Annotated in this window: 13 protein-coding genes; 9 read left to right on the top strand and 4 right to left on the bottom strand. The window is 53.2% G+C overall.

Features of this window, described 5'->3' with window-relative positions:
* Positions 1–85: 85 nt before the first annotated feature.
* The 3 genes from recO to ACHZCX_RS07380 all read right to left on the bottom strand — a co-directional run bounded on the left by recO (position 86) and on the right by ACHZCX_RS07380 (position 2,790).
* Positions 86–904 (bottom strand): DNA repair protein RecO, encoded by an 819-nt coding sequence (gene recO / locus ACHZCX_RS07390; protein WP_319586590.1) that lies wholly within the window; start codon positions 902–904, stop codon positions 86–88.
* The gene (locus tag ACHZCX_RS07385; protein ID WP_319586589.1) at positions 901–1,695 is read right to left on the bottom strand and encodes a helix-turn-helix domain-containing protein; all 795 of its coding nucleotides are present in this window, start codon (positions 1,693–1,695) and stop codon (positions 901–903) included. The genes recO and ACHZCX_RS07385 overlap by 4 nt, the downstream gene beginning before the upstream one ends.
* Before the next feature lie 111 nt (positions 1,696–1,806).
* Positions 1,807–2,790, bottom strand: coding sequence for a peptidylprolyl isomerase (locus tag ACHZCX_RS07380; protein WP_319586588.1), 984 nt, complete (start codon positions 2,788–2,790; stop codon positions 1,807–1,809).
* A 217-nt stretch (positions 2,791–3,007) separates the two neighbouring features.
* Between ACHZCX_RS07380 and ACHZCX_RS07375 the strand changes: the two genes are divergently transcribed.
* The 9 genes from ACHZCX_RS07375 (at position 3,008) to ACHZCX_RS07335 (ending at position 9,785) form a co-directional block, all read left to right on the top strand.
* Positions 3,008–3,361, top strand: a complete 354-nt coding sequence (locus ACHZCX_RS07375) for a flagellar basal body rod C-terminal domain-containing protein (RefSeq protein WP_319586587.1) — start codon at positions 3,008–3,010, stop codon at positions 3,359–3,361.
* A 139-nt stretch (positions 3,362–3,500) separates the two neighbouring features.
* Positions 3,501–3,980 (top strand): TlpA disulfide reductase family protein, encoded by a 480-nt coding sequence (locus ACHZCX_RS07370; protein ID WP_319586586.1) that lies wholly within the window; start codon positions 3,501–3,503, stop codon positions 3,978–3,980.
* 126 nt (positions 3,981–4,106) lie between these two features.
* Complete coding sequence (gene extJ / locus ACHZCX_RS07365) at positions 4,107–4,292, top strand: selenite/tellurite reduction operon protein ExtJ (RefSeq protein WP_319586585.1); 186 nt, start codon at positions 4,107–4,109, stop codon at positions 4,290–4,292.
* Positions 4,293–4,439: 147 nt separating this feature from the next.
* Positions 4,440–5,216, top strand: coding sequence for a methyltransferase domain-containing protein (locus ACHZCX_RS07360; RefSeq protein ID WP_319586584.1), 777 nt, complete (start codon positions 4,440–4,442; stop codon positions 5,214–5,216).
* Positions 5,217–5,260: 44 nt separating this feature from the next.
* Positions 5,261–5,965 carry a bifunctional precorrin-2 dehydrogenase/sirohydrochlorin ferrochelatase gene (locus tag ACHZCX_RS07355; protein ID WP_319586583.1) on the top strand — a complete coding sequence of 235 codons (705 nt, stop codon included), beginning with the start codon at positions 5,261–5,263 and terminating at the stop codon, positions 5,963–5,965.
* Positions 5,962–6,780 (top strand): c-type cytochrome biogenesis protein CcsB, encoded by an 819-nt coding sequence (gene ccsB, locus ACHZCX_RS07350; RefSeq protein WP_319586582.1) that lies wholly within the window; start codon positions 5,962–5,964, stop codon positions 6,778–6,780. Before ACHZCX_RS07355 ends, ccsB begins: the two co-directional genes overlap by 4 nt.
* The gene (gene hemA / locus ACHZCX_RS07345) at positions 6,770–8,062 is read left to right on the top strand and encodes a glutamyl-tRNA reductase (RefSeq protein ID WP_319586581.1); all 1,293 of its coding nucleotides are present in this window, start codon (positions 6,770–6,772) and stop codon (positions 8,060–8,062) included. The genes ccsB and hemA overlap by 11 nt, the downstream gene beginning before the upstream one ends.
* On the top strand, positions 8,059–8,565 hold the full coding sequence (locus ACHZCX_RS07340; RefSeq protein ID WP_319586580.1) for a hypothetical protein: 507 nt from the start codon (positions 8,059–8,061) through the stop codon (positions 8,563–8,565). Before hemA ends, ACHZCX_RS07340 begins: the two co-directional genes overlap by 4 nt.
* A 278-nt stretch (positions 8,566–8,843) precedes the next feature.
* Entirely contained in the window at positions 8,844–9,785 is a 942-nt protein-coding gene (locus ACHZCX_RS07335) for a Gfo/Idh/MocA family oxidoreductase (RefSeq protein WP_319586579.1), read from the top strand.
* 51 nt (positions 9,786–9,836) lie between these two features.
* Here ACHZCX_RS07335 and ACHZCX_RS07330 read toward each other — a convergent pair whose 3' ends face one another.
* Entirely contained in the window at positions 9,837–11,126 is a 1,290-nt protein-coding gene (locus ACHZCX_RS07330; RefSeq protein WP_319586578.1) for an IMP cyclohydrolase, read from the bottom strand.
* Positions 11,127–11,191 lie beyond the last annotated feature (65 nt).

Raw genomic sequence — 11,191 nt, 5'->3', positions numbered from 1 at the left:
CAGTCAAGAGTCATCTCTTCTAATTGTTGATAATAACAGTGAGAATAGTTGTGGAGAAGAACCACGTGCGGTTGATCGTTTTAGGTCAAGCCAGAGGAAGGTTGCTCTTAGTGATGGGTCGGGGAATTTGTGATGGATTTCGGCCAGCAACAAACGAGCGGAGGATCTTCCACGAATGCACATCCTGTTGCAAAAGGTGAAGGGTAAAATAATGCAAGGCGTCCATCGCCTCGGAGAGCGATTGCTGAGTAAATTGCAATCGATGAAGCCGGTCAAGGTCAAAGAGTTGCGCATTGGCAAGGAGACGAAGTGTCTGCACCGATAAACAGGGAGAACGGCCTTCCTGCCGGGGGCAACAGCTGCTGCAAAGGAGGGCACCTGTTTCCGGCAGGAACATGTAGGTGTGACCGGAACCGACAACCTGACGACAAGAGTGGCATCGGTTGAATTCCGGCCGATACCCAGCGGTATCGAGGAGATGCAGATGCGCGAGGGTAACGGTTTTTTGTGGTGTCTTTTCATGATCCAGGGCGGAGAGCGCCCATTTCAGCAAGGCATAGAGGCGCGGATCGGGGTCGTTATCGTGGGTGAACCGTAAAACCAGTTCACAGAGGTACATCGCAGCAGCATATCTCTGGAAATTCGTTCGGAGCGATAGATGCGCGGTCAGTAAATCCGCTTCGCTGAGCAAGAATAATCCTGACGACCCTCTCGGTGGTCGATAAAAAATGTGCAGGTGAGAGAATTCTTCGAGCTTGTTGACAAAGCGTCGTTTGCTTTTTTTTGCACCTTTGGCGATACCGGTCACTTTTCCAAGGTCGGGACAGTAGAAGGTCACCAGTTTGTCTGCTTCACCGTGTCCGGAAATTTTTAAAACAATCCCACTGGTGCTGCGGAGGCTCATGGAGCGGATAGAGCATGGGGGGGGACGCGGAGCTTGTAATGACCAGCCGCACCATCGGGGAAAGGCAAGGGCGACCCATTAAGGTGCAGCTCAGCGCTGTCAGGCTGAAAGAATTCGAGTTGGAGCTGCTTTTCCGCCTCCCAGTGCGCGCTTGTTCCCTGGGTATATTGCTGTTCGAAGGATTGTTTATTGTCCAGTGAGACGAGAATACGACTGTCCTTTTTGAAAAGGGCGCTTAATTTCAATTGCTTGTGGGTGCTGCCATTGCTGGTGGCCGGATCTGCCGGATGAAAGATGTTGTTTGGAGAAGAAGTGAGATTGAAGGTTTTGCCGGTTAGGAACGCAAAGGGATTCCAGGAGAAATAGAGGCAAAATCCGGTGAATGAAAAGACAATGAGCAGCAAGAGGATGCCAGCTATGATGGCCGAGGACACATGAGTTGGCTCAGCCAGTTTTTTAGGTGTGAGTGATTGATGGTTCAGGCTCTTTTGTAAAGAGGAGATGAAGGGCTTTTTTCCCCCGTCTCGTTCAGTGAAAAACTGGTCGGCGGCTAAGCGGCCATCCATACCCAAAAAAGAGCCATACAAGATTATCTGCCCTCTGGTAAAGGTGTCGGCGGGGAGTTTGTCGTACACCATTGATTCAATGGCACGGAGATTAGATTGCGAAATTTTCGTGCTCGCTGCAATCTCGTCCAGAGTCAACGATTTATCCTGGCGCAACTGCTTCAGTTGCTCGCCAACGCGTTGCTGTTCGGAAAGGGGGGGCGAATGGGGCTCCTCGTTTTTCATACTTTTAAATCAATGTTCGGCGCCCTCAAATCAAGAGCTGAGTTAAATGAAGGGGGTGTTCCGGACAGAGGAACGGTTGCAGTTACTTATTTATTATTTTAATCCGGAATGTTAGAGGATTTTGATGTAGGCTTTTTCGCGGATAGACTTCAATAAGTCCTTGAAGCGGAGCTCCATGGCCTGCTGGGATAACTTTTCGCGGATCTGTTCCTTGACCGACTCGTAGGGTTCATGAGCGATGATTTTTCCTTCCTGACTGGAGACAAGTTGAAAAAAATGATACCCGTCTTCAGTTTCGACAATCGGGCTGATCTCGCCGGGTTTGAGTTTGCTAACAGCATCGCGCATATAGGGAGCCATTTCGTCCTGTTGAAAGTTTCCCAAGTCACCTCCTTCGGCGGCTGAGGGCAGGTCAGAATATTTTTTGGCAAGTTCTTTGAAGTCGTCGCCGGCCACGGCAAGTTTGTGCGCCTTTTTCGCTTTTTCCTTGGCCTCCGCCTGAGTGGGTGTAGTTCCGCTCTGGTTTGCAGTACCCCATGTACAGCCGATTTGGTGGATGTAATAGCCACTGCCGCCGACTTTTGTGGTGAAATGGGTGTCGTAGTAGTCGAGAATTGTTTCCTCCGAGATAACCACCTTGGTGCGTACTTCGTGGTTAATCAGCTTTGAACTCAATACCTGCTCCCGCAGTTCGTCTCGATATTGTTTTTCGCTCATGCCCATGGCGCTTAACTCCTTGCGGAATTCTTCCATGGTCGTCTTGTTGTTGGCGAGAACCCGCTGCAACGCGTTCTCTACGTCCTGATCGCTCACCTGAATGCCGATTTTTTTAGCTTCCTGGACCAGGAGTTTTTTGTCGATCAGTTTGTCGATCACCGTGAGCCGAGCCTGCTGTAAGGTTTCGCTTAACCGATCAGCGGGAGTCTCATCCGTTATTTTTTTGAAAAACGATTTGCCGAGTTCATTCACCTCGGAAAGCGTGATCGTATCTTCGTTGACAATGGCAACACTGCGGTCGACGACGTTGGCAAACGCTCCGTACAAGGGGAGCATGAGCATGAAAAGGGCGGCGAGAAGATAGAGTCGCGGAATCATAAGCGTATGAGGAAAGAGGAGGTTTTTTCAAAAGTAAACACTGAACGTTACTTGAGATACGCAGAACTATCTACCCGGAACAAGGTAAAGGTGCAATGGTTTTCAAAGAAGCTATCCCACTGATGGGCTGAAAAAGATAGCCTTGGCTTGTCAAGTGGCGTTGCTCTTGCTAGTATTAAGCAAGAGATGTTGTTTTTACTTTGCAAGGAGGGTGGCCATGATTTCTGGAATTCAATCAGCCGTAAGCGGGTTGCGGGCATTCACGACTAAAATCGAGAACAATGCTCATAATGTCGCCAATCTGAACACTGATAGTTTCAAGAAAGACCGCGTGGTTCTGTCGGCGCAAGTGCCGCAAGGCGTCAAGGCAGCCGTTGAGCAAGTCGATGCTGCGGGCGCGTTTGTCGCCGAGCAGACCGGGCAGGGGATAGAGATGATTGAGCTGTCGAACGTCGATCTTGGCGAAGAACTCCCCGATATGATGCTCAATATGCATGGCTTCAAGGCCAATCTGAAGACCCTGCAGACAGCCGACGAAATGATGCAAGGACTCCTTGACATCAAGGCCTGAAGGGGTGGGTAAGATGGCTATCCTGGTGAATGAAATGGGGCTTGTCCGATCCGGGAGTATCGGGATTACCGAAATGGCATACCCTTTTGGGATTTTGATTACCTTTGCAGGTATTCGCTTCTGTAACTGAAATGTGAATATGAATACGATAAATAAACTCATCATTGGTTGTTGTCTTCTTGTTTTTTCCTCACAGGCGCAGGGAGCAGTCAATATGCCTGCTTTCTCATTGCCTGCTGCGGTTGACGGTTCCGTTGTCACCAGTGAGAATTATAAGGGAAAAGCCATGTTGATCACCTTTTTTGCAACTTGGTGTCCGCCCTGCCTTCAGGAAATCCCTACACTGAAAGAATTGCACGCCCAATTTCATCAACAGGGATTTGTCGTCGTCGCCCTGTCGGTAGATGAAGGCGGTTCGGGAGCTGTCGCACGACTGGTGCGACAGGCCAGTATCAACTATCCGGTTTTGATGGCGGACAGAACAACAACGCATAACTTTGGTGACGTGGTGGCGATCCCAACCTCTTTTCTTGTCAATAGAGATGGTCAGGTAGTGAAAAAATATCCAGGATTCGTTTCTCGTGGGCACCTCGAAAGAGATATCGAATCAGTGCTTTGATTCACCGACCCTGCTGTCTTTCCCGATGGATTGCTGTTGACAATCTGAGCGGTATTTCTTAAATTATGCCATTGGAAAGAGGCAATGAGTTTGGTTTGTACAACCCATTTTATAAAGGAGACTACCATGAAAAAAATCGTTATCACAATGATGGCCGCAGCTTTCGTGCTGAGCGCAGGTGCAGTCTTTGCCGCCAAATGCACAGTTGACAGTGTTGATGGCGTAAAAGCCACTATAACCTGTGATAAGGCTGACTTTAAAGCAGGCGACACTGTTACCGTGAAAGCCAAGAAAGGTCTGGAAGGTTGCTGATAGCCTGAAGAGTTTTTGCCGATCTCAAGAGCGGGCCGATGAAAATCGACCCGCTCTTTTTTTTTTATTCACCACGGGTTAAGATTGGGTGCAGGCTTGGCCCAGCTTTTTTAAAATTGCGAGAGTGGCTGGATAGAGAGAAGGGCTGTGGTGCAGGTCGATATTTTTATCGACTATCCCGTTGCCGCTCTCTGGTTGCCTGTCTCTCCTTCGTTCAAGAGAGAAAACACGATGGATCCCCAGACCTTGCCGGCCTATGAGCGGTCACTGTACAATACTGTCAAAGATCGTTATACGGTGGCGTTTGAACCGCTCAAGATTAGGGAGCATAAACTGCAACTGCTCAAGATAACGGATTTGGAACAGATACTTGAAGGCAAGGATCCGTTGAAGGATGTCTCCACCTTTCCTTTCTGGATCAGATTGTGGGAAGCGGCCATTGTCCTGTCGGAGTTTATCGCCGGACTACCCCATGAACAGGAAACCACCTTGCTGGAGCTTGGCGCTGGGTTGGGCGCTCCGGGATTGACCGCTGCTGCCGCCGGTTTTTCCGTTACCTTGACCGATTATGAGGAACTGATTCTTGATTTTGAACGGATCAATGCGGCGGCCAGTAAATTGGACACGGTGCGGTTTGCCATGTTGGATTGGCTCAATCCGCCGGAAATGGAGCAGTATGACGTCATCGTCGGTGCTGAGATTCTTTTCCGGGAAGAATTTTTCAAGCCCCTCCTTAACGTGCTCCGCAAGGCACTCAAGCCGGACGGTGTTATCTATCTGGCGCATGACAGTAATCGTCGCAGCCTCGCGCCGTTCCTGGAAATGGCCGAAAAGGAGTATCGTATTTCTGCTTCGCAACGAAAGCTGAAAAGTCTGGATGAGGATAAAATTATTCTCCTCACCCGGTTGCAACCGCGGGGTTGATCGACTCCTATCCGAGGACAGAAGAGGGATGACCCCATGATGGCATGTCTATAACGGCAGAACAAGGATCGGTGAAGCACACTGTGTATCCACTTTGTCTCAACATTTCCGATCGACTCTGTGTGGTTATCGGAGGGGGTGGGGTCGCCGAGCGTAAGGTCCGGGGGATTCTTGCGGCAACCGGCCGTGTCCGGGTGGTCAGTCCGGTGGTCACCCCTGGATTGGCTGAGATGGCGGATCTGCAGGTCATTGAATGGCGTCGGCAAATGTACACCGCATCCGATCTTGACGGGGCTTTTTTGGTTTTTGCCGCCACCAACAACGCTGAGGTGCAACAGGTCATCCACCTTGACGCCAAAACCGCCGGGTTGCTCATCAATGTCGCCGATGCACCCGAATGGTGCGATTTTCAGGTGCCCGCGACCGTCCGCCGGGGTGAGCTGACCCTCAGTGTTGCCACTAATGGCAGGAGTCCGGCCGTGGCGGCCATGGTCAGGGAGCGGCTCGACCGCGAATTTGGCAAGGAGTATGGGCTGCTCACTGCCCTTGCGGCCCTGCTCCGTAATCAGATTCTGGCAGAAGAGGGCGACTCGGAGAAGACAAAGATTCTGTTTCAAAAGATCCTCCATGACGATATAGTCGATTGGCTCAGGGAGCGCCGATGGGACAATGTCCAGCAGCACCTGGAGAGCGTGCTCGGTCGACCGGTTGGCCGTGATTTGGAGAGCTTGATTAAGGAGAATCCATGAGTTTTTTGCTCTTTCAGGGCAGCGTCTTGGTGTATCTGTTAGCCGCCGCAGCCTATCTGGTGTTTTTCCTCAACCAGAAGCCCGCGTTGCGTCGAACCGGGCGAGTAATCTTCCTGGTCGCCTTTCTTCTCCACGCCGTCAATATCATTGCCCGTGCCGTCGAAACCGGGCACACTCCCATCACCAGCCATCACGAGACGGTCTCGTTTTTTGCTTGGTCCTTGGGGTGCTGTTACCTGTCCTTCCGCTGGCGATATACAATGAAAAATTTGGGCATCTTTGTCAGCGTTCTCGTGCTGGCATTGATGCTGGTCGCATCTCTTTCTTCGCGCAGTATCGTCCCCTTGCCTCCGGCCCTGCAATCCTGGTGGCTGCCGGTCCATGCCTCGATCGCTTTGTTCGCCGATGGTTTTCTTGCCCTTGCCTGCATCGGCGGCATTATGTATCTGCTGCAGGAACGTGAAATCAAAAAGAAGCGGTTTGGGCTATTTTATTCCCGGTTGCCTTCCTTGGATGCCCTCGACAAGCTCAATTATCACTGCCTTAGTGTAGGTTTCCCTCTGTTCACCCTTGGCTTGATTACCGGCTCACTCTGGGCCAAGCAGGCTTGGGGGGCCTATTGGCACTGGGATCCCAAGGAAACGTGGTCCCTTGTTACCTGGTTTTTGTACGCCGCCGCTGTTCATCAACGCTTCACCGTCGGCTGGCGGGGACGGAGGGTGGCCATCCTCAGCATCGTGGCCTTTCTGTCTGTTTTGTTTACCCTTTGGGGTGTTTCTTTTCTCCTGGAAGGGGTCCATACCTATGTCTCGTGACGCCATCGTCTTGCTCGGCGTCAATCACAAGACAACGCCGCTGGCTGTCAGAGAAAAGCTGGCTCTTTCGTCTGGTTACGAGGAACCACTGCGGGCTTTGGGGCAATTGGAGGAATTGCGGGAGTACTACCTGCTGTCCACCTGCAACCGGGTTGAGGTCCTTTTTACCTGCGCGGATGTTGAACGGGCACAAAACCGGGTGCTGGAACTGTTGTTTGCCAGGAGCATCACCGCCGCAGAGCTTGACCAATATGTGTACCGGTATGTTAACACCGAGGCGGTAGAGCATCTGTTTTTGGTGGCGGCTAGCCTCGACTCGATGATTGTTGGAGAGACGCAAATTCTGGGGCAGCTGAAGGAGGCCTACCGGCATGCTACCAAAATCGGGTGCAGCGGGTTTATCCTCAATAAATTGCTCCACAAATCGTTTTCCGTGGCTAAGCGGGTCCGGACGGAAACCCGGATCGGAGCCCATGCGGTTTCCATTAGTTATGCCGCAGTTGAGTTGGCCAGAAAAATTTTTGGTGATCTTGCCGGGAAAAAGGTCATGCTGGTTGGTGCCGGCGAGATGGCGGAGCTGGCGGCGGAGCACTTGGTCGGTCAGGGGGTAGCTGAGGTCATTGTCGCCAACCGCACCTTGCAGCGGGCAATCAACCTGGCCCGCTGCTACAACGGTCAGGCGGTTTCCCTGGAAGAGTTGTTGGGGCAGCTGCAACGAGTTGATATTCTAATCAGTTCAACCGGGGCGCCCGATTTGATTCTGCATAAAGAAGATGTCCGTTCTGTGATGCGCGAACGGCGCAATCGGCCACTCTTTTTAATCGACATCGCGGTGCCCCGGGACCTTGATCCGGCCATCAACGACCTGGACAACGTCTACCTCTACGATATCGACGACTTGCAGAGTGTCGTTGCAATGAATAAGTCCGAGCGTGACAAAGAGGCTGTCAAGGCGCAACGGATCATTGCAGAGGAAAGGTTGAAATTTGGCAAGTGGCTGGCAAACATGGAATCAACGCCGACCATCGTGCAATTGCGAGGCATGGTCGAGCAGCATGTGCGTTTTGAAGTCGAGAAAACCATGGGCCGCTTTGAGGATATGGATGAACCGGCGCGCCAGAGGCTGGAGAAGATGGTGGCCGCCATTACCGGAAAGGTGGTGTATCCGCCCCTGCATTATTTGAAGAGCGACAACCACTGTGTCGGCCTGCCCGATCGGATTAAAACCATTCGTGAGTTGTATCAATTGGATGATGGCGACGACAGCCAGGAGTTGCAATGAGCAACAGCGAGCGCGACGCTCTCCTGGAAGAAGAGGTGCTGCTTGTCCGCCATTCCGGCGAGATTCCGGAGGTGGCACTGCATAGCAGTCTGTACTATCTGTGCGAGGATGAAGACGGTCCTCGGCTCCATTTGTCACTGGCGGAAGTCAAGCCGCTGCACGAAGCGGCTCTGGCACGCTATCAGGAGATTATTCTTCGTGATCTTGATGTGGTCAACCGGGATCTTTCGCTGTTTCGGGGTATCCGTCGGGCGAATCACAACTGGTATCGTTTTGTCCGCTTCAGTGAAAAAATAAGTTGTCCGTACGAGCAGTTCCAACTGACCGCCGCTGAGACCTTATTGGCCTACCTTCGTCTGGAACTGGACGAGGTGAATTCCGGAAAACGGTCACCTTCAATCAACTGTTCTGCCGAAGCCCTCCTCACCTTTGCTATTGCGATGGGTCTCGATCCGTCGAACCTGCCGGACAACTGGGCCTGCCTTTGCGAGAAAGGGAGCTGAATCTGCGAGAGTCCTCGTGAAGATCTTTATTGACCTCTGCGTTAAATGGAAACTTTAGGTGGTTGTCTTGGCCGCAGTTCAGGCCCCATGACGCCCCGCAACCCCATGTGCTTGTACTCATCTCCGTTTTGGCGCCGCCTTTTGCTGTTGTTCGCAACTCTTTTTTGACCTGGAATTTTTTTGACCAATCGAGCGGAATCCACCAGGGGAACATCTCCTCAAGAACACTGCGCACAGTGAAGCGAATGAATCGAACAGAGACCCCGTGGAGAGTCGGTGTGATTGGCACGGGTAAGCACGGCAGTCGGTATGCTCAGCATATCCTGGAAGATGTTGAGGGCCTAGATCTGGTTGCAATCAGCCGCCGCTCCGATGAGGGAAAGGTTCAGGCTGCTCAGTGGGCCTGCCGTTTGCACACCGATTGGCTCGACCTAGTTGCCGATCCAGAGGTCGACTGCGTTATTGCCGCCTTACCACCCAGTTTGAATAGGGACGTCGCCACGGCCTGTGCTCTGGCCGGCAAACCAATGCTGCTGGAAAAACCCATGGCGGTTTCCGTCCCGGAGGCGATCACAATCCACGACCTTTTTGTCCGGCAGGGAGTGGCGCTGACCATCGGCCAGACATTGCGTTATAATCGGGTCATTAGGATGTTGCGCGAACAATTGGCCAGCATCGGAGCACTGTACAGTTTTACGGCCAATCAGCGTCTCGAACCGGCCACGATGGCCTGGCTCGACGACCCTTCGCTGGCCGGATCCGGGGTGACCTTTCACTCGGCCATTCATGTCTTTGATGCCCTCCGGTTTATTACCGGGCAGGAGATCGTCCGGGTGATGGCAAGGATCCGTTGTCTGCACAGTTCACGTCTGGAAGATCAGCTGATTGCGCTGGTGGAGTTGGCGAACGGGGTGATCGGCACGGTGGATTGTTCCAAGATCGGGCCGGCCCGATCCGGGCGGTTTGAATTCATCGGTGGTAAGGGACAGTTACACGGCGACCAGGTCCACCATGTGTGCGAGTTGATTTGCGGGCAACAGCGCCTTCCTCTGGAGACCAGCGAACCGGTGAGCACCATTGTGCCGTTGTTGCGGGATTGGCTCGCATGTCTCCGGGGGCAGCAGCCCAACCCGATACCCGGAGAGGAGGGCGTAGCGACGGTTCGTGTCTGTGAGGCCTGCCTGCGTTCGGCGGCCAAAGGGGGATGGGAGGAAGTGTGAGGCCGGGAGCAGCTTCTGAGGCCACTCCCGGTTGTTGATATTCCGGCGGGCTTAATGTTTGAAGGAGCGCTGGCCGGTAAACATCATCGCAACCTGCGGCTTGGCCTCGTTGCAGGCCTGAATCGATTCAAAATCGCGGATTGAGCCACCAGCCTGGAGAATGGCTGTGACCCCTTCGCGGATGCCGATATCGGCGGCGTCGCGGAACGGGAAAAAGGCATCGGAGATCATCACCGAACCCGGCAGCCCTGCCCGCGCCGCCAGCACTTTGGCGTCGATTGCCTCCTTGTCGGACTTATCCCGCTTGCCACGTTCGATCTCCGCGACCATATCGACGTAGGGAAGTCCATGGGCATCAAAACAGGTGATGTCGGCATATTTGGCATAGGCTTTGTGCACCGCGATTTCGGCAACCCCGACCCGGTCCTGTTCACCAGCACCGATGGCGGTGGTGCAGCCGTCCTTGACATAGATAACCGAGTTGGAGGTGACGCCGTGCTCGATCGCCCAGCCGAAGAGCATATCCTCGATCTCGCGTGGTGTTGGTTGGCGTTCGCAGCTATAAGCCACGCCCTTATAGGTGGCGGTGGCGGGTTTTAGGTCTGTGGCTGAGCGGATGGAGTTGACCGCCGATTGCTGAACAATGATGCCGCCGTCGATCAGTGATTTGAAATCGACGAAGCGGTGATGTTCATAATCAGCCAAACGAGCGATGCCGGCCATGCGGATCACTCGCAGGTTCTTGCGGCGGGCGAGTATTTCCAAGGTGCCTTCCTCGAAATCCGGGGCGCAGACCACTTCAAGGTAATTATCCGCCATCAACTCGGCGGTTGGTTTGTCGAGCGGGCGGCTGGTGACCACAGCCCCACCGAAGGCGGCGATTCGATCGCAGCGGTTGGCGCGGTTGTAGGCATCGGCCAGGCTGGAGCCGATGGCAGCGCCGCAGGGGTTGTTGTGCTTGAGGATGACCACCGCTGGTTTATCAATCAGGTACTTGATGATGTTGAGGCCGTTGTCGACATCGGTGAGATTGATTTTACCCGGATGTTTGCCCACCTGCAGCATGTCATCCACCGTGATGGCACTGACCAGGCCGTTGCCCGGCTCGATGTAGCGGCAGTCGCCGAGCAGCAGATTGCCGTTCACCAGTTCGTAGAGGGCCGCCTCCTGGTCCGGGTTTTCACCGTAGCGCAGGCCCCGTTCTTCGACGGTGCCGTCAGCCGTGGGGATTTTCCAGGTTTTTTTTCGGTAGACAAGCGTCTGGTCGCCAAAAGAAAGGGTCATTTCCATGGGGAAGGAGTCGCCGAGAAGGGTGGAATACATTTTTTTAAGATCAGTCATTGTGCGCAAGGCTCCAAAGGAAGGGCGGTAAACGTTCAGAATGGCAGGTGGAGTAGGGTATCCGG

The sequence above is a fragment of the uncultured Desulfobulbus sp. genome (assembly GCF_963662935.2).
GTDB lineage: Bacteria > Desulfobacterota > Desulfobulbia > Desulfobulbales > Desulfobulbaceae > Desulfobulbus.
The sequence above is the reverse complement of the archived record's forward strand: the minus strand, read 5'-3'. Positions and strand labels throughout refer to the sequence as shown.